23 protein-coding genes are annotated in these 19,036 nt (G+C 62.6%); 7 read left to right on the top strand and 16 right to left on the bottom strand.

The window, feature by feature from the left end:
* Positions 1-137: 137 nt before the first annotated feature.
* Complete coding sequence (locus FO470_RS05075) at positions 138-350, top strand: hypothetical protein (protein ID WP_144341786.1); 213 nt, start codon at positions 138-140, stop codon at positions 348-350.
* Positions 351-517: 167 nt separating this feature from the next.
* Here the strand turns inward: FO470_RS05075 and FO470_RS05070 are convergent, their stop codons facing one another.
* The gene (locus tag FO470_RS05070; RefSeq protein WP_144341785.1) at positions 518-1,393 is read right to left on the bottom strand and encodes a sensor domain-containing diguanylate cyclase; all 876 of its coding nucleotides are present in this window, start codon (positions 1,391-1,393) and stop codon (positions 518-520) included.
* 324 nt (positions 1,394-1,717) lie between these two features.
* Between FO470_RS05070 and FO470_RS05065 the strand changes: the two genes are divergently transcribed.
* Both FO470_RS05065 and FO470_RS05060 read left to right on the top strand, forming a co-directional pair.
* Positions 1,718-3,181: an EAL domain-containing protein gene (locus FO470_RS05065; RefSeq protein WP_186291835.1), complete on the top strand. Its 1,464-nt coding sequence runs from the start codon at positions 1,718-1,720 to the stop codon at positions 3,179-3,181.
* 62 nt (positions 3,182-3,243) lie between these two features.
* Positions 3,244-3,522, top strand: coding sequence for a hypothetical protein (locus FO470_RS05060; protein ID WP_144341783.1), 279 nt, complete (start codon positions 3,244-3,246; stop codon positions 3,520-3,522).
* Positions 3,523-3,541: 19 nt separating this feature from the next.
* Here FO470_RS05060 and FO470_RS05055 read toward each other — a convergent pair whose 3' ends face one another.
* Positions 3,542-3,742, bottom strand: a complete 201-nt coding sequence (locus FO470_RS05055; protein ID WP_144341782.1) for a hypothetical protein — start codon at positions 3,740-3,742, stop codon at positions 3,542-3,544.
* Between the two features lie 69 nt (positions 3,743-3,811).
* Entirely contained in the window at positions 3,812-4,129 is a 318-nt protein-coding gene (locus FO470_RS05050; RefSeq protein ID WP_144341781.1) for a DUF982 domain-containing protein, read from the bottom strand.
* 573 nt (positions 4,130-4,702) lie between these two features.
* On the opposite strand from FO470_RS05050, the gene FO470_RS05040 reads away from it, so the two are divergent.
* Positions 4,703-6,133 (top strand): glycosyltransferase, encoded by a 1,431-nt coding sequence (locus tag FO470_RS05040; protein ID WP_186291834.1) that lies wholly within the window; start codon positions 4,703-4,705, stop codon positions 6,131-6,133.
* Complete coding sequence (locus FO470_RS05035) at positions 6,130-7,185, top strand: hypothetical protein (RefSeq protein WP_144341779.1); 1,056 nt, start codon at positions 6,130-6,132, stop codon at positions 7,183-7,185. Before FO470_RS05040 ends, FO470_RS05035 begins: the two co-directional genes overlap by 4 nt.
* 416 nt (positions 7,186-7,601) lie before the next feature.
* On the opposite strand, the gene FO470_RS05030 is transcribed toward FO470_RS05035, so the two are convergent.
* From FO470_RS05030 to FO470_RS05015, 4 genes are all read right to left on the bottom strand, one after another.
* The gene (locus FO470_RS05030; protein WP_144341778.1) at positions 7,602-7,847 is read right to left on the bottom strand and encodes a hypothetical protein; all 246 of its coding nucleotides are present in this window, start codon (positions 7,845-7,847) and stop codon (positions 7,602-7,604) included.
* A gap of 5 nt (positions 7,848-7,852) precedes the next feature.
* Entirely contained in the window at positions 7,853-8,200 is a 348-nt protein-coding gene (locus FO470_RS05025; protein WP_144341777.1) for a hypothetical protein, read from the bottom strand.
* Positions 8,201-8,314: 114 nt separating this feature from the next.
* The gene (locus FO470_RS05020; protein ID WP_246659474.1) at positions 8,315-8,659 is read right to left on the bottom strand and encodes an AtpZ/AtpI family protein; all 345 of its coding nucleotides are present in this window, start codon (positions 8,657-8,659) and stop codon (positions 8,315-8,317) included.
* Positions 8,656-9,522 (bottom strand): glycoside hydrolase family 108 protein, encoded by an 867-nt coding sequence (locus tag FO470_RS05015; RefSeq protein ID WP_144341776.1) that lies wholly within the window; start codon positions 9,520-9,522, stop codon positions 8,656-8,658. The genes FO470_RS05020 and FO470_RS05015 overlap by 4 nt, the downstream gene beginning before the upstream one ends.
* Positions 9,523-9,895: 373 nt before the next feature.
* On the opposite strand from FO470_RS05015, the gene FO470_RS05010 reads away from it, so the two are divergent.
* Positions 9,896-10,195, top strand: coding sequence for a hypothetical protein (locus tag FO470_RS05010; RefSeq protein ID WP_144341775.1), 300 nt, complete (start codon positions 9,896-9,898; stop codon positions 10,193-10,195).
* Between the two features lie 313 nt (positions 10,196-10,508).
* On the opposite strand, the gene FO470_RS05005 is transcribed toward FO470_RS05010, so the two are convergent.
* The 9 genes from FO470_RS05005 to FO470_RS19480 all read right to left on the bottom strand — a co-directional run bounded on the left by FO470_RS05005 (position 10,509) and on the right by FO470_RS19480 (position 18,688).
* Positions 10,509-11,855: a DUF2793 domain-containing protein gene (locus tag FO470_RS05005; RefSeq protein ID WP_144341774.1), complete on the bottom strand. Its 1,347-nt coding sequence runs from the start codon at positions 11,853-11,855 to the stop codon at positions 10,509-10,511.
* Positions 11,856-11,865: 10 nt separating this feature from the next.
* Positions 11,866-13,113: a hypothetical protein gene (locus FO470_RS05000; protein WP_144341773.1), complete on the bottom strand. Its 1,248-nt coding sequence runs from the start codon at positions 13,111-13,113 to the stop codon at positions 11,866-11,868.
* Between the two features lie 134 nt (positions 13,114-13,247).
* Entirely contained in the window at positions 13,248-16,583 is a 3,336-nt protein-coding gene (locus tag FO470_RS04995) for a host specificity factor TipJ family phage tail protein (protein ID WP_144341772.1), read from the bottom strand.
* 4 nt (positions 16,584-16,587) lie between these two features.
* Positions 16,588-17,007 (bottom strand): hypothetical protein, encoded by a 420-nt coding sequence (locus FO470_RS04990; protein ID WP_144341771.1) that lies wholly within the window; start codon positions 17,005-17,007, stop codon positions 16,588-16,590.
* Complete coding sequence (locus FO470_RS04985) at positions 17,004-17,183, bottom strand: hypothetical protein (RefSeq protein WP_144341770.1); 180 nt, start codon at positions 17,181-17,183, stop codon at positions 17,004-17,006. Before FO470_RS04985 ends, FO470_RS04990 begins: the two co-directional genes overlap by 4 nt.
* A gap of 2 nt (positions 17,184-17,185) precedes the next feature.
* The gene (locus FO470_RS04980) at positions 17,186-17,476 is read right to left on the bottom strand and encodes a hypothetical protein (RefSeq protein WP_144341769.1); all 291 of its coding nucleotides are present in this window, start codon (positions 17,474-17,476) and stop codon (positions 17,186-17,188) included.
* Between the two features lie 34 nt (positions 17,477-17,510).
* On the bottom strand, positions 17,511-18,047 hold the full coding sequence (locus FO470_RS04975) for a DUF1833 family protein (RefSeq protein WP_144341768.1): 537 nt from the start codon (positions 18,045-18,047) through the stop codon (positions 17,511-17,513).
* Position 18,048: 1 nt separating this feature from the next.
* Entirely contained in the window at positions 18,049-18,255 is a 207-nt protein-coding gene (locus FO470_RS04970; RefSeq protein WP_144341767.1) for a hypothetical protein, read from the bottom strand.
* Between the two features lie 178 nt (positions 18,256-18,433).
* Positions 18,434-18,688, bottom strand: coding sequence for a hypothetical protein (locus FO470_RS19480; RefSeq protein ID WP_186291833.1), 255 nt, complete (start codon positions 18,686-18,688; stop codon positions 18,434-18,436).
* 39 nt (positions 18,689-18,727) lie between these two features.
* On the opposite strand from FO470_RS19480, the gene FO470_RS19475 reads away from it, so the two are divergent.
* Positions 18,728-19,030, top strand: a complete 303-nt coding sequence (locus tag FO470_RS19475) for a phage tail assembly chaperone (protein WP_186291832.1) — start codon at positions 18,728-18,730, stop codon at positions 19,028-19,030.
* Positions 19,031-19,036: the final 6 nt, after the last annotated feature.

Below are 19,036 nucleotides of genomic sequence, written 5' to 3'. Positions count from 1 at the left end.
GGTGAGTGGCCTTAGGGCCGGCCGCGAGTTGCGCGATTTCGGTCGCGCCCGACCGTGTCAGCCCGGCTACGTGCGATCACCTACGCCACGGTTGTGCCGGTCGTTTATCTATCAACCTCGGTGTGGTGGGGATCGACATGTCGGATTACGAAGGTGAGCAGGCGCTCGTCGTCGCGTGCATTCTCGATCATCTGTCCAAGGTGGGCGTCGAGACCGACATCGAGCTGTATCGCATCGCCGAACAGGCTGGCTTCAAGGAAAGGGCGATCTTGCAAAGCCTTCGCCGCCTGACGGACATTGAGATGATCCGGCCTGTCGGCAATTGCTACGAGATGATCGGCAACATCTGACCGCTTGAGCCAGCGCGACGTGTCGCCCTCGCGGCATAAAAGAACGTTGGCTGGGCTGGTCAGGAAACCTCTCGATCAGCCCGTCAAGTCTCAGGCGGCCGGGGCTCGGCAGCATAACTGAGAGGACGGACCGGGTGTGGCCACCTTAAGCATCTGCTCCCAGAGGACTAATCCTGGCCGTACAGGCCCCACGTTCCCTTCCTTATCCTCTTCCGCCGATAGAGTGCTTCATCCGCCCTCTCGATGAGCCCCTTCAGTTCGGTGGCATTCTCGGGAAAGACGCTCGCGCCGATCGTGCAGCGCACGTCTATCGGACCGCTGGTCGACTGAATGGGAGGCCGCATCAGCGACAGGATACGCTCGCACACGGAGGAGACGAAGATCTCGGCATCCTTCAGCTTGGACGCGTAAATGACGAATTCGTCGCCGCCATAGCGATAGATACAGTCGTTCCGGACGCCTTCTCTCAGGCGATCGGCAAAGCCCACAAGCACTTCATCGCCGACATTGTGACCGTAGCGATCATTGATCTGCTTGAAACCGTCGATGTCGAGCAGGAGCAATGCTGCCCGGGAACGCGCAGCGTCATCTGAAACGAGATGCTCTGTGTCCCATTGCGCCTGTAACGCTCGCCGATTCCGCAATCCGGTCAGCGCGTCCTCGAGCGCAATATGCCGCGCTCGCTCCTCCGCGATCTTGCGCGCCGTGATGTCCTCGAAAATCGCAATGCCGATGCCGAGCTCGTGCAGAATGATTCCGCGGTGGAGCGCGGTCACGACCTTCCCGTCGGAGCAACGAATGTGAAGCTCGATGTCATCGATCTCATCGACACCGGAGCTGGCCGCAAGCCAGCGTTCCTTCCAGCTCGAGCGAGCCACGGCGCGTTCGGATTCGTAGATGTAGAAGGAATCTATCCAGTTATCGACGGTCGACAACTCGCTGGCGCTGTAGCCGAAGTATCGAACAAAGGCGCGGTTGCAGAAGACGATTTCTCCCGAGGGGATGGTCGCCCAAGAGAGTGGAATGGGCATGGCATCCAGCATCTGGTGAAGGTCCGACGCGGTAAGGAACGCTCGCTGCGCACCAGATGACTGACTTTCTTTCACAGGAAACACCCGATTTCAGGTGAGCGGATTCGATAGTCTGGCCGACGGCCAGCCAGGGCGAGAGAATTACCGACTGCCTCGACAGGATTGGAGACATGCCGGCCATAGGGGCTGGACGTCCACCTTCCCAGAACGTTTAATCCAATACCGTTCCCTCTGTTTCAGGCCAGATCAAGTATGGGACAAACGAGAGATTGGGTATTCATAATTGCGGCGGTCAGCGTCGGTATTTTGGGAAGCCTTCTCATTGGCCAGTTCGTCATGATTTCCACTGCCGACGCCCGCCTCAGCGAATATACGTCAACACTTCTTACATATTCTGTCAACGTTGCTCAGGAAAGCCGCGATACGCTAGGGAAAATAGCGCATTCGACACAATCGATCTGCACCGAAAGCGACCTTGAGCGTCTGCGGTTCCTGGCCTTTCGAACGGAACATTTGCGTGACGTCGGCCGCGTCGAGGATGGCCGTATTCTGTGCACCGCTCTGTGGGGCATCCTACCCGCTGCCCAGCCCCTCCCCCCTCCAAATCGAGAGCAAAGAGACGGCGACTTTCTTTGGGCAAATGCGGAAGATATCGGCGGCTACGGCATCAAGGTGGACATGGTCGTCCGCGACACCGCCATTGTCTTTACGGCGCCGATTGCCTTTCAAATATACGAACGACCGGCCTCAGACCTGAGCGCCCTCGTTCTCACGCGTGACGGGCAACATGTCTATCGCAGGTTTGGCGACACGAAGCCTCTTGCGGAGGGAGACGCCACACAGACTGAATGGTTTCATCTGTCGCCCCAGCGTATCCTTTCGCGCTGCTCGAACGACCTGGACATCTGTGTTGTCGCGGGCGCTTCAAATGCCGACCTCCTGGGACAGCCAATCGTCCCGCTGCTCGCGGCGACAGGCATGGGCGCACTGTCAGGGGGAGCATTTGGATGGGCCGCGCTCTGGTATCGCCGCAGGCGACTGTCCCTGTCGCAACAGGTAAAGCGGGCCCTTGCCGACGGAAGTTTGTCGGTCGTCTACCAGCCTATCGTGCGAATGAGGGACAAGCATGTCGTGGGCGTGGAGGCCCTTGCACGCCTGTCTGATGAGGCTGGCGAGCCGATCTCCCCGGAGGTATTCATCAAGGCCGCGGAAGATGCCGGCCTCGTCTGTGAGGTCGCCCGTCTCGTCATCCGGCGAGCGCTGGCCGACATGCGCGACGAGCTGTTGGCTCGGCGTGATTTCGATCTGTCGATCAACCTTTCCGTGCTGGACGTTCTTGATGCAGCACTCGTTCCTTATCTGAACGACGAGATCGCGCGCAACGGACTGAACCCGGATCAAATCGTACTTGAGATCACCGAGCGCTCTACGGCCAGGCGCGAAAAGCTGGTCGAAGCGATGAAGGCCTTCCAGCGGAGCGGCCATCGCTTCTTCATAGACGACTTCGGCACCGGCTATTCCAACCTGGCTTACCTCGCCAGCCTTCCGATCAGCGGCATCAAGATGGACAAGATGTTCACGCAGGCCATCGGGAAGGAAGCCGTTTGCTCAGCCATCGTCGAAAACATCTGCGCGATTTCCGACAGGCTCGGGCTCGATCTGATTGTCGAGGGCGTAGAGACCGAGGAGCAGGCAGCCTACATCCTGCAATTGCGCAACGATGCCTTTGGACAAGGCTGGCTGTATGGGAAGCCAGGGAGAACACTTCCGTCGACGGGGGACTCGCGCCCTCATTGCTAGGTTGCGGCACGAGCCCTGACGCCCAATGGACTTACCTCCGGGAATCGCGCACATGGCGCGCCATGCAGTCCTACGAGATCGTCATCCGGAAATTCATCAGGCCCGATGGCAAGCTTCGGCCCGCGCCCGAGCCGATGCCAGATGGCGAGCGCTTCTGGACCGGCCACACAGCTTTCCTACCAGGCGATGCCGACCTGCTGAAGAAGCAGGTCGAAGCCGTGCGCATATCTTTCACTGCGGATATTTTCCCGGCCGAGGGCGGCGTTTTGGTCCACGCCGGCTACAGCGACGTGGAGAAGATCATAAAGGCGATCCGCCCGTCGCCGCTTGGCCAGCGCTGACGGCCGGCACCTCCAAGCCTCAGAACAGCAAGCTCATCGCGTCTATCGTCAGGAATGTCCCGGCGAAAATGAAGGTGAGCAGGACCAGCGTAAAGATGGCCTGCCGCGCCTCGCTGGCGAGAAAGCCTCGGACCTTTCGATCCTTGCCTGGCAAGGCGACGAGAAACATGATTAGCACGATGGCGATACACACGAGCGCTGCAACGACTTCAAAGGCCATGGTGTTCCCTCCTGACGTGTTTTCGTTTTCCGTAAGGGAACATCAAGCGGGATGCCTGGCAAGGGTGGCTTACGCGCGGTCTGACAGAACCTCTTCCACCAGGACACCCGCCTCCTCCGCCGCTGCGATGAAGGCAGCGCGGAAGGATACCGCTGCGATATGGCCGTCCAGAGCATAAAGGGCAGCAAGTTGCGCGGCACGATGCGCATCGGTGTCCATGAACGCCCGGGGCCAATTCATCAGCAGGAAGGTCGCCGCGCTGGCGACGTCGCGGAGGGAACGCCGCGTCGCGTCGCGCTGCCAGACATGCACCGTGTCCATCCGCACATAGTTCATGGGCAACATAACGCAGCCGAACGCCAGCGGTTTCATGCGGTCCGAAAACAAGAAGGCCCCGCCCTCCCGGATAAGGGAGAGCGGGGCAAGTCGTGAATGCCGACGAGCGGCCGGTCGAGCCTCTTGCGGCCTCGGAGCACGGCACTGGCGGCACGACAAGTCGGAAACAACACTTCCGTCGACTGGGGTATCGCGCGCTCATTGTGTTGGAGTTACGAATTCCCAAATTCGCAGACGCCTCTCAACGATATCCCACGCCGACATATTTGAAGCCGCGGCCGATGAGGTCGGCTGGGGGATAGATGTTGCGCAGGTCAACCACGATCGGGCGGCGCAGCAGCGTCTTCAGCCGGTCGAGGTCGAGCGCCCAGAAGGCGTCCCACTCGGTGACGTGCCAGCCGCTCCGGCGGCAATGTCAACGTTCGTCGCGGAACGTCCGGCCAGAAGAAACATCGCCTCTTCGTCAGCCGTCGATCACCGCCCCCCCACGGAAGCAGTGACGAAATTCGCGACTAGACACCCGCTCCACAAATTCACATTATCATAATAACACTGTAACTATCGATAAACGCGCATGCAGGGCTTGCTGGGACAGCTCTGATGAGGTGTGACGAAGAGAACAACATGATGGATCAAGCCGACACGCCTCATGAAAGCGACGCCAAGCATCGCCCCTTTCACTCGATGATACCGGACGACTTTGATCCACAGGCTTATCTTGCACTGCACAAAGACGTTGCCGATAGCGGAATGAATCCTTTGGAGCACTTCGCCCTTTATGGACGAGACGAAGGCCGCCTCTACAAACACCCAACGCACCCGACTAAAGAATGGTCATCCAAATTTTTACAACAATTACACAACTTAAAATCGCACCTTTCAACGAACTACATACGTCATTGCCTTCTCAACGAAGTCGAGTATTATGACATACGTCCTGACGTTGCCTCTACGAATATTTGTCCGCTATATCATTTTATAAAGCATGGCTACAAAGAAGGCTCTATCCCCGACGCGCTTATCATTTCTTCTGCTAAAAATTATTCTCCAGATACCAATTATCTTCGACTAGCGCATATCTTCGGCGGCAAGCGGAGCAACGCCTCATTTCAATACCGCTGCCAATTTCATGCAGATGCCAACGTGGAAGCCGTTGCCCTGTCTGCGGAAGACAGCTTCGAAGACACGCTGCTGGCCCTCTTCAGCTGCGAAACAGCCTCATTCCTGAGACCGGACATCACCCCCCGCACTCGCTACCTTATGACCCTCTGCCGGAACATCGGGATACCAGTGGGGGCCGATTACGACGACATCTTGTTTCCAGAGTACAGCATGTCAAAAGGCTCGGTTCGCTCCGGCGTTCGCGGGTTCGACCACACAAAACGGCAGCTGGAGAAAGACAGCGCAGCCCTCGCCTGGGCCGACTACATTACCTGCTCGACACCGACGTTAAAATCATATCTCGACACTTACGGCCTCCCCGTCTCGCTTCGGGAGAACAAGCTGCCCCGTCGCCTCTTCGCCAACGAGAGCGAAATTAGGTCAAAACACAATAGCGAGACCATTCGTCTTATATATGCATCAGGCACTGCCACCCATGTTCGCGATTTTTCTGTCGTATCCGGCCCACTTCTTAAATTCGTACAATCAAATATCAATACTGTTGAATTAACATTTCTTGGCACGACATCCGCAATGCTTCGCGCATTTCAGCCTTACTGCCGAGAAACGCGACAAATTGGAATGCTGTCATTTGGCGACATGCTCACCGAGCTGTCGAAACACGACGCCCTTCTTGTCCCTCTAGAGGCGACCGAATTCAACGATGCCAAGTCGAATATAAAATTCATCGAGGCGGCAAGTCAGGGGGTGCCTGTCATCGCCAGCCCTGTGGAAGAGTTCCAGCGGACTATTCAGCACGGGGTAAATGGCTGGCTCTGCTCATCGGGACAAGATTGGATCAATACCCTGCAGACTCTGAAAAATGAGCCGGCCATGAGCACGAGGCTTGGGCTTCGTGCCTTCCAGACGGCGATGGAGGAATACTCCCTATGAAGCCTGCGCCTATCCGTGCATTTACCGCAGCATCGACAAAAGATGACTTCTGCGTTTTATATATGCCATATGGAATCGGTCAACTGAATATCGTCACGCAGATGGCGCTTCAGTCCTCATTTGACAGCTATGTGTATTTCGATACAGATGACCTTGAGGTGATATCCGCCGAATTTCCGAAACTTCATTTTATCCGTCATGCCTTAGATGTTGAAACTATACTTGAGCGCTTCTCACGCATCGTGACGAGTTTCTCATTTCGACACCGCTCGCTGCCACCGGAAATACACGGACTTATTGAAAGAGCGCAGAACCTACGAATACCCATCGTTGACGTCCCTCACGGCCTGTTCCAGCCGGGACGCAATATGGTCGACACCACTCGAATTATAGATATCGCATCCAGCAGCAACGGAATTGGGGACATAATCCCCTCCTTTGCCGACACCCACGTCTGCTGGAACGGAGCCGATGGAATCGGCTACCCTAGATACATGCCCGACAGTACGCGACGGCGCGACCTTGTAATACCAAAATACAACGTCATCATAACGAACACGAACTGGTATCTATATTCAAGCGAAGACCGGAGACAGCTTTTTAGAACCATAATAGAACATATTGAAGCAAGAAACGATGAATTATTTATATGGTGCCCACATCCAGCTGAGAATAACGACGAAAGATATGCAAGCATCATCATAACACGCCGCCCTCGGAATTGCCTATTATACGGAATGCATAAGGATATATATTTTGACGGAATTCACTCTACTGAAGACATAATTGCACATTCGTCATACGGAATCACGACATTATCGACATGCATTCTCGATTTTGAAATAAATAATATTCCCGTCCATGTGTTTGACTGCGACGGAACATCAGATCTCGTCAGAGGGATGGACGACATTGTCACATTCCGGAAGGTTTCCGATCTACAGAACCCGCCACGACCTCCGAAGACGGGACTCCTTAAGCAATACGACCCTCAACTCTTCGACGAGATATTACGGTCGGCGGCATCGCGCAGTCGGAATACGGCACGATAAGCGCAGGCGTAGCGACAACGAAAAAAGCCCCGCCCTCCCGGATAAGGGAGAGCGGGGCAAGTCGTGAATGTCGACGAGCGGCCGGGGAAGGGCCTCGCCGCAGATGCCGGGATGAAGCCCCGGCGCTATCCGCGCGGCACGCGCGAATGTGTTTAGGCTGGTACCCCGCCACACCCGTCACCCTCCGATCCGGCCTATAGTCGGCCGGCAACGAGGAGGTGCGGCTATGGTGAACGATGGTTACGAGCCCGAAGCCGTCGAGGTCCTCGACCAGGCGCTTGAGCGAGCCTGCCGGCGTGCCGGCGAACAGCTTTCCGTGAAAGAAGGTCTGAGGACCCTCCTCGCATCAGCGATCCTCGAAGGCTCGCAGCAGGGCATCGAGGGGGAAGAGCAGTTGGCGAGCTTCGCCCTGCGGTCTATCCCGGCATTCCGCGAGGAACGTCAGATACGCGCGCGGCCGCCGCTCTCCGCGCCTCCCAGCAGGCGGCGATGAGCGTCGCTGCCCATCGCTCCACATCCTCGATCTGGCCGTGCGCGTGATGGTGCCGCTCGTTGACGAGCAGCATGCCCGTCTTGAGATCGAGCACGGCGTGTACGCCATCGGCGGAGGGCAGCAGCACCCCGCCGAGGCGCGCTATCCGGTCGCGCTCATCGCTGCTCAAGCCGCTCATGTCGAGGGCGGTTTGAAGCTCGGCGGCGGGCCGTCGCGCCAGATCTTCACCCAGCGTATGGCCGCCTCGCATAGCGACATCCCGGTCAGGCCGAGCACGAAACCCACGATCCCCTCGATGGAGGCCACGGAGAGGCCCGGATCGGCCAGCCAGCGGGCGGCGAAGACGGCCCCCACCGGCGTGCCGTAGCCGGCGACGGCCGTGCCGACCATCGCGGTGCCGACATGCCGCGCGAGCGAGCCGCCGGGGCGAGTGAGCGATCGGGCGAGCCCGCCGATAAAGCCGGCGGCGAGATGCGCAAACTTCAGCCCCATCAGCGCGGGCTCGGGAGGGAGGTCCGCCATCAGTGCCACCCGCACACCGCGCGGCCGACCGCGTTGTGCCCCTTCACTTGCCGGATTGTCGGATCGGTGTCGGCTCCCGACCAGGTGATCGGCCGGAACACGTCGCAGGCCGCCCTACCCGTCGCGCCGCTTCCAGCCGTCGTCGTCGCGCAGCCGCCCAGAAACAGCGTCACGGTCAGCGCGCTCGCGAGCGCGAGCGCCTTTCTCACGAATATCGTCGGCACGGGCCTGCTCCTGTTCCTGCGCGCGCTGGAGGGCGCCGGCCGCGCCCTTGTTGCGGCCGGCGAGATAGGCGAGCCCGGCCGCGACGAGCGCGGCCAGGGCGGTCTTGATGGGAGACGGCAGCAGCAACCAGAAAGGCCGCCAGACCTGATAGGTGGCGGCGAGGATGCCGAGACCGACGGCGAGCCACAGCCACCACGGCGTGTGGTCGAGGATCAGGCCGAGCAGCCAGCTCATGCCGCGGCTCCGGCGAGCTCGCGCAGGTCGGCCCGCGCCTCGCCACCGAGGATCGCCGCCACCGATTTGTTGCGGCGCGACGCCCAGATGCCATAGGCTACGCCACCGACCGCGACGACGAGGCCGGCGGTGACGAGGCCGGCGAAGACTGTGTCGATCCAGCCCCCGTCGCCGACAAGCGGCTCGACCGCCTTCTTGGCCTCGTCGATCAGGATGGCGACACCGCCGCCGCCAGCCACGGCGCCGGCCGAACCGCCGATCGGCACCGCCGGCTTGGCGATGTCGTCGACGGGGGCGCGCGCCGCGCCTTGCTTCGTCCACACCGGATCGGGGCCGACGCTGCCCATCGCCGCCGCCTGCCCATGCGCGAGCACGTTCGCCACGCGGCTGGACCAGCCCTTGCCGAAGGTCTTCCACGTCCGAAGCCCCTTCAGCATGGCGAGGCGGCGGGACATCATGTCGGCGATCAGGGCGTCGTGGTCGGGATGCTTCTCCAGCGCCGCCAGCGTCACCGCACCGACCGTGCCATCCGCGACGACGCCGAGGGCGCGCTGCAGCCACTTCACCGCCTGCGCGGGGCCGGAATTCACCGCACCGTCGAAGACCACATAGTCGACGCCCGGCGGCATGTCGTCGGCGCGCACCGCGTCCCAATATTGCTGGCGGTAGATCGCCGCGACCTCGGTGGCGGTGATGCTGCGCACGCTGCGGGTTTTCTGTCCCTTGCGCCGGCGCCAGCCGTCATAGACGCGCTGGGTTACCCCCCTGTTGGTCGCGCCGCCGGGGTCGGCAGGGTGGTTCGCGTAGCCACCCTCATGCACGAGCACGCGCTTGAGCGCCTCGTCGAAGCTCGACGCGGTCATGGCAGTCTCCAGATCTGCGGGCAATAAAAAAGCCGCCTCAGAGGGCGGCGGCGGATGGGTCGGGCACGTTCAATCGCGTGTCGTACGTCGTGGGTATGATGCGCCGGTCTCGGCGCATGCCCGCCAGCACCGCGCCGGGGCCGGGCCGGGCGGAAAGCGGTTGCGGGGGCTGGACCGTCCGGCCCGTCAAAGCAATTCTTGAGGCTATCCGCCGTTCCTGTGGCACTGCGGCGGATGGGACGGGCCGGGTGGCAGCCCGCCATGCACCGCCACCCGGCCCGTCAGCTCCGCTTGTGCCTCCCATGGCCATGCCGACGGTTGCGAGGTAGGGTTCAGCCGAACCCAACGTAACTCTGCGATGAAAGGCGACGGGGTGACCCTCAAGACAATCATCGTCGTCGTGCTGTGTGCGCCGATCCTCATCGTCGCAGCCTTCTATGCCTTCTTCACCGGTTTACTGATCTACGACCAGATGCGCGAAGGCGACGTATTCGGTTGCGCGCAACAGGTGGCGTGGCAGCCCGGAGACCCATATGACGCTGTGTCTGCCTGCATGGTGTCACGGGGATACAGCGTGTCCGGTCGGGCTGATTGCCAATCGAAACCGCAGCATTCGAAGTTCCTGCCCCCGCTTGGCTGTTATGCCCCGTGGTGGGCGGTCTGGATGAAGTGAGGCGACACGGCATTGATGGCCGCGCCGCCATCCGGCCCGTCAGCGCTCCTGCGCTTCCCGCCGATGGGAACCATCAGGATGATATGGCGTTCGCTTCACGTCGATGCCCGTCGACGCGCCAGCGGGACAGAGATCCTCCCCCGCAATCCCGTTGGAGCAGAGAAGCGGGCCAGGTTGACCCGCCCGTTGGCCCGGCCAGTCTCTCACCCCGGCCACACCACCTCGGCCGCAGCCCGTGCGGCGGCTTCATCTTCCGCAAGATCGATCGCCTGCTTGGCGCCGAGGCGGCACAGCCTCGATGGCCGCGCCGCCGTCACGCGCCCTCAAGCTGCTCGACGCGCGCCGCGAGTTCCTTCACCGCTCCGATGAGCAGGGCGATAAGCTGCTTGTCGGCATCCTGCGCATATCGAAGGTAGCTGTCCTCGCTCTCCGGCAAGGTGGATTCCTCGATCGCCGAAGGAAGCACCGTCTGCACGTTCTGGGCGATCAGACCAGGATGGCGGCCTAGCGTGTGTGCAATCGGAAGGTCGGCGACAAACTCGAATTCCTTCGGCTCAAGAGCCCGCACCTTAGCGAGCGCACCGTGGAGGTCGGAAACGTCCTTCTTCAGATTTCCGTCAGACGGCGACGAATTGATCAGCACCCACGAATTGTCGTCGACGTTGTAGTAAAAGCCATTGTTCCAATGAAAGCTCAGCTTATTGGACATTTGAAGTCTAAGGTGACCACCATATCCACTTCCGGTGTCCCGGAAGCCGGGCCCTTTCAGCATCCCGGTGCTAGATTCTCGCACGCTGGCATTTGCCCACGCCCAAACAAAGGCTGTGGTGGCGATCTGCGTCGTATTGGTAGCTGCGGCAGCAGTGGGAGCGGTGGGGGTGCCGGTGAACTCTGCTGCGCCTTCACGGGCTAGATTGCCGAAATTGGTGGTATCGACAGTTATCCCGATCTTGTTCCCGGTTTTGAGGCCGATTTTTATGAGGTTGCCGCTCTGATCTATGCCGGTGCCCTGCTGCACCGGCACGTAACCTCGATCCTCCCAAGCCCCCAGCGTGGCACGCGCAGCAGCAGCATCGGCGTCGTCCATCAGCCCCTCAATAAAGGGGGACGGCGGCACATAGACACCCCACGCGCCTCCCGACCAGATATAGGTCTTGCCAGTCGCGACGCTCACCACCGTCGTGCCCCGCTGCGGGGCGGTGATCAGCCAGGCCGAGCCGGTCCATTGCGCCAAGTTGTTCGCCTGCCCCGCCCATGCCCCGGTCGGCGCGGTGCCGACGACGTAGAGATCGCCGGTCACCGGCGCGCCAGGCGGCGCGTTGGTGCCGAGCGACTGGACCTCGTAGTTCGGGCGGGCCTTCTCGAATATCCCGATCTGGTCGAGCATCGAGCGCACCTGCGAGAGCAGGGTGACGTTCTTGAAGCGCGTCGGCGCGTCGAAGCGGATCGCATAGGCGGCGCCGCTGATCGGGGCGCCGGCAACCGGCGAGGCCAGCACGAGGGCGGTATTGCCCACCACCACGCCGACGGTCACCCGCTGTCCCGCAACCTCCATCGTGTCGCCATCGCGGATGATCGGCTCCCAGAAGGTGCCGGCGCCGGTCACGGTGATGCCATCCGCCGCCACGCTCACCGTGCCGGTGTTGTAATAATCAGCCATGTGGGGTGTCCTAGAAGTCGCTGAGGTTCATGGCGGCCAGCCAGCCGAACATGCTTCCGGTCCACGCGGCGTCGCGGAACCACCAGTACCGGGTGCGGTCGACGATCGCGGCGCGGAACCGCGTGTTGTAGTAGGTGCCTGTGGCGGTCACGACGTCCTGCATGTGCACGAAGCCGGCCCCGCACCACCATTGACCTTGGTCTTGCACGAGGAAGAAGCCGAAGGGCGATCCGGCGCCGTCCGGCGGGATGCCGCCCGCCGGCAGACCGTACATCCCGGAGATGCCGCCGGTGAGGATCGACCCGAAGTCGGCGAAGCGCGGCGAGATGCGGCTCGACCGGAACAGGAAATCGTTAGCCCCGGCATTGAACCAACTGATGTTGTGCTTGGAGACCAAGGCTTCTTGACCGCGCCAGAAGCGGATGCGGGACACGCTCGATGTGTCGATGCCGGGCTGATAGGCCGGGTCGCTGGCGACGACGGCATAGCGGATGCCCGTCGTGCCATCCGGCATGCCGGCGATGAGCAATTGGTTGGCCGACAACCAGAAGATGCTGGGCGCCTGCTGGTGCCCCGTCCCCATCGAATAGGCGATCACCGGCGGATAATGCGGATAGGACTTCTTCAGCGTCACGATCCCGCAATTGCGTAGCGTAGCGCCACCCAGCAGGATCGGGAACGGATCGCCGTTCACCTTGCTGGTGCCGAAGGTCGTCCCGCCCCCGCCATAGGTTTGGGGGAACGCTGCCCCCGTCTCCTCGATCTGGAAGTGGTTGCGGCGCGTCGACAGCATCATGTCGTCGAGCGTACAGGTCAGATGGTTGAAGCCGGGCCGCGAGAAGAAGAGTCCTCGCCCGTAAAGCGGATGCAGACCACTCCGTCCGCCATTGCTTCCGCCGGCCTCCGCCGACGTCGGGCTCACCCCGAACACGAAGTAGGCGTAGTCCATGCTCGCCCGCGACGGCGAGAACTGGATCTCGTTGTCCACCAGCGTGACGCCGCAGACGCCATAGCCGCGGGCGTAGTTCATCGTGGTGCCGGGCGTCGACACATCGGCATTGGCGGCATGATAGGTCAGCGTGCCGCCATTGTTCCGCATCCAGGCGAGCGTCGGCCGGCCGGGGCCGTTGGCGCCCGCCAGCGGTAGCACCCGCACCGTGCGCGTGCCGTCGCCGGGCGTCGTGCCGAAACCGGTGTAGGTCAGCGTCCGCGTGGAGAGCGAGGAGCCCGGAACCACGTCGTTGGTGAGCAGCCGCATGGAGCTGGTCCATGTGCTGTCGAAGGTAACGAGACGCGCGTCGAGATTCAGATCTTTCGGATTGTACGGGGGCAGGCAGGAGCGGAAGCGAACGAGCCCGCTAGGATCGCGAAAGATGGAAAAATGAGAGGCCATCAGGACCAGAAATCCAGATAGCCGTCGTTGAGGTTGAAGTCGATCTTCCCGTCTGGGCTAAGAATCCGCCCGGCAGTCAGCGTCCCCATATTGCCGGTGATCGCCGAGAGCGTGCCGATGTTGAGCTTCGCGGCCGTGATCGAGCCGTCGAGATACATGTTTCCGCTGACGAAGATGCCGGTCGCATTGACGACGAACGGCGTGACCCTCTGGCCGTTCACGCGCCGCGTCAGCACGAAGAGGTCCGCTTCGGCCTCGAAGACCGAATAGGCCCCGCCGGCGCCGTCGGCGTAGGCAGCGACCAGCACTGCCGCCCGCGACGTGTTTACCGCGCTGCTGGCCTTGGCGACGATCTCATAGGCCGCCATGGCGCCGGAGGGCAGCGAGGCCGCCGTTACCCAGCGGACGGACAGATTGGTCTCGAAGTCGTCCACCTGCGCCTGCAGATTGGTGATCGACTGCGCCAGCGCCGAGCCCGGTCCCGTCGCCACGGTGATCGCCTGCGTATAGGAGGCGGTCACACGCTCGGCGCTCGACCGAAGCTCGAAATCCCAGCGCTGCTTGTCGCTGTAGTTCTGGGCGTCCTGCTCGACGACGAGCTCGGCCATCCACTCCTCGATAGCCTCGACCCGGCTGAGCGCATCGCTGTTGTGGCGGACGACGTACTGGTGCAGGCCGACCTCGAAATTATCGACCATCACCCGCACGTTGTCGTTGCTGATGGAGGGCTGGGCGAGGTCGATGTAAGTCCACTGCCCCCTCTTCCCGCTCGCAGACACGGCCGCTACCGAGAGACGCAGCGCATAGGGGTCAACCACAGCCGATAGCGTCGGATCGCGGGTTTCCGGCAGCGGTACCCAGCTCTCGCCGCCGTCATAGGATACCCGGGCGAGATAGGAGATCGCGCCCACGGCTGGGAACCACGTTGCCTCGACGCGCCGTGGGATTTCATTGGCGATGAAGCGGGCGCTCAGGCCGGCGACGACGAGCTGCGCCTGGTTGCTCAGAGCCGATCCGTCCGGCAGCGGAGGCGGCGCCGTGTGATCCTCATCATGGACGCGCACGTCGTCGACGAAGAATTCCAGCTGGACGCGGTCACCGGACGGCGAGCCCCGGGAGACGACGCAGCGCTGCCGCCAGGTCGTCCCGAGACCCAGCGCATAACTCGGCAGCGCGCCGCCCGGGCTGGGCACCAGCACGTCAGCGAGATCCAGCCCCTGCGCGACCTCGACGGCTGCCAGATCGACGCTGTCCAGCACGGCAATGCTGGCGTTCAGTCCCATACTGCACTTGATCGGGCCGAACTCCCGACCGCGTGCGTCCCGAAGCGAAATCCAGTGTTGCCCGCCCGACCACGTCGCCGGCCGATCCAGAAACAGCCCGAGCCCTACATTGCGGACTACCTTGCCGGACTGTCCCCATTGCTGAGGAAGGTTGGATTGCAGGAGAACGGCGGAGCCGAGCGACAGCATGCGGCCATCGTGTTCGGTCTCCAGCGTCACCGTCCGTCGGCGGAAGAGGTTCTGCCGGAGAAGGAACTCCGCCTCGCGCTGCGCCTGCGTGCGATTGCCGATGCCGGGCAGTTGGAGCCGCGTGGCATCGGCGATCTGCTCCTCGGTGGCATCGCGCGGAGCAACCGCCTCCTCGATGCTCCACGTACTCTCGTCGATGTATTCGAGCACGACGCACTGCGAAGCCTCGGTCGGCTTCATCAGGTACTCGATCTCCATGGAGCCACGGACGATCTCGCTATCCGTCAGCATCATCGAGGGGATCGAGGACCACTGGTCGCGCACCAACGAAAGGGCGCCCCCGAGCCATTTGTGCTTGGTGCGGCAAGTGGCGAGAGCGATATCCAGGGCGTCCGTGACCGGCTGCGTCGACGTGAAATCGTAGTCGAAGGTGTCGCCCCGGCTGGCGCTCAGCGCCGCGAGGTCGACGAAGGCCTGAAAGTCCACGCGCGTAAGAGGCAGGCGCCCGCCATAGTCGGCATTGGTCGCGATATCGAGTGCGGCCCAGGCCGGCGAGCGGGTCGGCAGATCCACCCACGCGGCGCCATCCCATACCGGCAGGATGCGGGTCTCGACCACGGAAAGCTGGCTAGCCGCATCGCCGGAAAACTGATCCGTCGCCCTCGCCCGGATCGCGATGGTGGAGACGGGGAACGCCTTCGGCCCGGTGATGAAGGCGCGAAGGCCGGCCCAAGTCAGGTCGTCCTGAACGGTACCATCAGTCGACGAGGGCGTCGTGCGGCGCGCCCGCACGGCATAACGTCCCGGCGGAACGTCCCCGGTCAGGCTGAAGCGCACCGGAGATTTCGAACAGAACGCGCCGCCACCGAAGGCGAGTGTCGACCACGATCCGTCGCCCGTCGGGTTGCCGGTATTGTCGACCGGCCGGTACTCCGACATCACGGCAACGGCATGAGGTGTCAGGATGCCCTCATCGTTGGTCTTGCCGCAGCTCGGCATGACGATGTCGACGACGAGGCGGGTTGCTGTCGAGCCGGCGCTGTTGACCACGAATCCGCCGGTCCACGCCGGATAGGCCAGTTCCTGCCCATCGACCTCGGTGGATGTCTCGACGTTGATCGGGAACGCCGTGATCTCCTGACCAGGATCGTAGAAGTCGATGGTGACGCCGCTGAAGTTAGGGTTGATGCCCGTCGTGCTGTTCCAGAGCACGGTGTCGTCGATCAGGATCTGCTCACGCGAGAACTTGCCCTCGCCCTCGGACAGCAGGACGTGGAGAAACTGATTGCCGCCCTCAAAGCTCGACCAGGGGACCGCGGCATAATCGAGCATGCGCTTGGTGCGGCCGTAGGCAGAGGGCACCGGCTGGAGCGGCTTGGCCGAGTTGGTCTGCCGCGACCACGAATAGATCGGCGTCGCCTCGTCCTGCGAGCCTCCCGACTGGACACGGGGAAGCATGGACAGGAGAAAGCTCCCGCCGGCGAGGATAGCGGCCCCCAGCAGCCCCTTGCCAATGGCGCTGGTGATGCTGAGCGCACTTGCAAGCACGCCGGTGGCCCAGGGCGCCAGGGCAGAGAGCGCAATGACGCCGAGCAGGCCGGCGATAGAGCTCCCGCTCATCGAGCCGCCCTGCGGCATCGACCGGAACTCGACCGCCATCCCCCTCCGGATCCGGGTCTTGCGCCACGCCGCGCGCAGCACCGGCGCGCCATCAACGACGCAGATGGTCGGCACGAGCGTGGTGCTCCAGCCGACCCGCCGAAGGAAGCTGGCAATGGTCTCGCGCGGCCGGGACATCGCGCGCGCAAGCTCGATCCCCGGCAGCGCGATGTGCAGCACCGGGAGAGCGGTCACAGCGGTCATGGGTTCAGTCCGTGGCAGGCTCGAAGAAGCGGACGCGGCCCCAGCCTGAAGCGCGCAGCGTGGCGACGGATTCCGCCAGCACGCCGAACGTCTCGTCGCAGTGGAGCACCAGGCGCTCCGGTGCGAGCCAGACACCGATATGAGCGACGCGGTCGGCGCGCGCCATGGCGACCAGCGCACCATCCGGTGCCGTGATCAGTCCCACGACCTGCGCGGCTGCCGTCTCGCGCCATTTCTGGCGCTCCGGGTGCGCCTCGATGGTATCGATCATCCATCGCCAGGACGGCTGATCCGGCAGCCTCACGTCAGGCAGATTGCGACCGAAAAGCGCCTGCTGGACCTCGACGGCCAGATGCCAGCAGGAGTACCCGCGTGACCACGGCCGCCCGATCAGAGACGTGAGGTAGGCGGAACGGTCGATCATTCCGGGTCCGTACCGGCCGGCGGGTCGACGGGCACGATCTCCGTACCAGGCGAAGGGACGAACGTGCCGGCGTCGTCGAGGCGCCCCCAGCACTGCTTGAGAGCGACGGCGATGCATTCCTCGCGCGTGTCGAAGGTGCGGACACGCTCGCCGTGAATGAGGATCGCGTGCGGCATGGTCAGGCCCTGATGTCGAAGGCGCCGGATTTGAAACTGATGGTCAGACTTCCGTCGAGCGAGGAGATTTCGTCGATCGGCTTGTTCACGCCGCTGACGATCATCCGGCCGGCCGTGATGTCTCCCATCTCAGCCTCAATGGCGTCGATGTAGCTGGCCGTAACGAGGCGCTGCGAACGTTCCATTTGCTCGGCGTCCGCCCTGTATAGCGGAACGTCTGGCAGCACAGCCGCAGCTGCAGCAGCCGGCGCACCAAGCCCAAGGGTGCGCAGCATCGTACGGCGCGAGAGCATCGCAGTCTCCATCATGTTGAAGGATGGCCGGCGCCTAGCGCACCAGGCCGGGGAAGCGCTTGCGGGTGTAGACCCGCGTCGGGAACTTCTTGTCGGCGAGGTTCGACACCCGGGCCGTGCCGCGGATCGTCGTGCCGGAGACCCGCACCGAACGGATGATGAACTCGACAGGCCCATAGATCGGTTCGGACGTGTCCTCGCTGCTGTACTGCCGGAAGATTGCCTTCAGGTCGGCGCTGTAGCCAACGGCCGCCTCGAGGTAGGCGGTGAGCTCGCGCGCGACGTTGTCGATCGTGATCTCGCACTGGGGGATTTGACCCTCGGCGTATTCCGGGAAGGCCGCGCCGAAGGCCGACGGAAAGAACACCGCGGGCGCACCCGGGTTGAACAGCGCGCCGGCCTCGACCCCAAAGGTCCGCTCCAGGACGTCATTGACGATGCGGGCCGGTTTGGCGTCGCCTTCCTCGTCCTGAATGGCCGGGTGCTGAAGCTCCAGCGTGTCATAGACGACGATGTCGGTTCGGCAGGAGGCCTCCGCCTCCTCCCATGCTGCGTTCCAGGGATTGGGCATGTCAGGGCGGCGTCATGCTGGCGGGAAAGACGAGCGCGGAAAACGAAACCAGCGTCTCGGCGCCGATCGAACTGTAGCTGATGCCACCGGCGCCGCCGACGATCTGGATCACGCGTGTCGTGTAGCTCTGGCCGTCAAGCGAAACGGGCATGAGGAAGCGTGCGGCGCCCTCTCCGACCGTGGCGATAAACGCTTCGAACGCCGCCATCTGGGTCGCGTTAAGGCCACGCCCCATTGCATGGATGCGACATCGTCCCCGGGCCTGCGGCGCTGACGGGTATCGCCGCCCTCCATCTCTGTCGCGAGCGCCTCGCGGCCTCGCTTGACGTTCCAGTTTCCGCGTTCCGGCCTGTGAGGCACGTCCGCCGGCCAATTGACGTAAGCCATCAGACGGTCTGCCTCCGCACTCCGTAGGCCCGCTCGAAAGAGCGGGCGATGCGGCCCCGGCCGGAAATCTGCTCTTCGACGACCGATTCCACCATCTTGCGCACCTGCACCTGGATATCGACGCCGCCATCCGACCGGGGCCTCTGCGTCACCTCTGCGGTCTCGCCCGGCAGGGTGTTCACCTGCACGTTGACCTGAGGAGCGACAACATTGTCATTGAGGCCGCTTCGCATCCCGCGAAGCGCGGACATCATCCCCACGCTCCCGCCATCCGCGTACCCCTTGAGGCCACGGTGGAGGGCGTCGAGGTTAGCGACGCCGGCATTGCCCACCGCGTCCTTCGAGAAGACGAACTCCCCGCGATGCACGATGCCGGCCGCCTCGTACTTGAATTCGAGTGGCGGGCCTTCTGGGCCCTCTCTTCGTCCCGCTCCAGCGGGCCGCATGGCGTCATCCCCTTCGCCTCGGTGGACCGCTATGCCGAGCGCTACGGCATCGACGACGTCGACCGTTTCGAACGGTTTCAGGGCCTGATCGCCGCCATGGGCGCGGCCCTGAACGATGCCGTGAATTCCCGCACCTCTTCATCTTCCTGACCACGA

The organism is Ancylobacter moscoviensis (assembly GCF_007559435.1).
GTDB classification, from domain to species: domain Bacteria; phylum Pseudomonadota; class Alphaproteobacteria; order Rhizobiales; family Xanthobacteraceae; genus Ancylobacter; species Ancylobacter moscoviensis.
This window is presented reverse-complemented; position numbering and strand designations above follow the sequence as displayed.

Coding starts and splice junctions, on each gene's coding strand:
- FO470_RS05060 (WP_144341783.1), top strand. CDS start 3,244: ATGCAGTCCTACGAGATCGTCATCCGGAAATTCATCAGGCCCGATGGC.
- FO470_RS05025 (WP_144341777.1), bottom strand. CDS start 8,200: ATGGCGGACCTCCCTCCCGAGCCCGCGCTGATGGGGCTGAAGTTTGCG.
- FO470_RS05040 (WP_186291834.1), top strand. CDS start 4,703: ATGATGGATCAAGCCGACACGCCTCATGAAAGCGACGCCAAGCATCGC.
- FO470_RS05035 (WP_144341779.1), top strand. CDS start 6,130: ATGAAGCCTGCGCCTATCCGTGCATTTACCGCAGCATCGACAAAAGAT.
- FO470_RS05005 (WP_144341774.1), bottom strand. CDS start 11,855: ATGGCTGATTATTACAACACCGGCACGGTGAGCGTGGCGGCGGATGGC.
- FO470_RS04975 (WP_144341768.1), bottom strand. CDS start 18,047: ATGCCCAATCCCTGGAACGCAGCATGGGAGGAGGCGGAGGCCTCCTGC.
- FO470_RS19480 (WP_186291833.1), bottom strand. CDS start 18,688: ATGATGTCCGCGCTTCGCGGGATGCGAAGCGGCCTCAATGACAATGTT.
- FO470_RS05000 (WP_144341773.1), bottom strand. CDS start 13,113: ATGCGGCTGCTCACCAACGACGTGGTTCCGGGCTCCTCGCTCTCCACG.
- FO470_RS05065 (WP_186291835.1), top strand. CDS start 1,718: ATGATTTCCACTGCCGACGCCCGCCTCAGCGAATATACGTCAACACTT.
- FO470_RS04985 (WP_144341770.1), bottom strand. CDS start 17,183: ATGCCGCACGCGATCCTCATTCACGGCGAGCGTGTCCGCACCTTCGAC.
- FO470_RS04990 (WP_144341771.1), bottom strand. CDS start 17,007: ATGATCGACCGTTCCGCCTACCTCACGTCTCTGATCGGGCGGCCGTGG.
- FO470_RS05015 (WP_144341776.1), bottom strand. CDS start 9,522: ATGACCGCGTCGAGCTTCGACGAGGCGCTCAAGCGCGTGCTCGTGCAT.
- FO470_RS05070 (WP_144341785.1), bottom strand. CDS start 1,393: ATGCTGGATGCCATGCCCATTCCACTCTCTTGGGCGACCATCCCCTCG.
- FO470_RS04980 (WP_144341769.1), bottom strand. CDS start 17,476: ATGCTCTCGCGCCGTACGATGCTGCGCACCCTTGGGCTTGGTGCGCCG.
- FO470_RS04995 (WP_144341772.1), bottom strand. CDS start 16,583: ATGACCGCTGTGACCGCTCTCCCGGTGCTGCACATCGCGCTGCCGGGG.
- FO470_RS04970 (WP_144341767.1), bottom strand. CDS start 18,255: ATGGCGGCGTTCGAAGCGTTTATCGCCACGGTCGGAGAGGGCGCCGCA.
- FO470_RS05020 (WP_246659474.1), bottom strand. CDS start 8,659: ATGAGCTGGCTGCTCGGCCTGATCCTCGACCACACGCCGTGGTGGCTG.
- FO470_RS05075 (WP_144341786.1), top strand. CDS start 138: ATGTCGGATTACGAAGGTGAGCAGGCGCTCGTCGTCGCGTGCATTCTC.
- FO470_RS05055 (WP_144341782.1), bottom strand. CDS start 3,742: ATGGCCTTTGAAGTCGTTGCAGCGCTCGTGTGTATCGCCATCGTGCTA.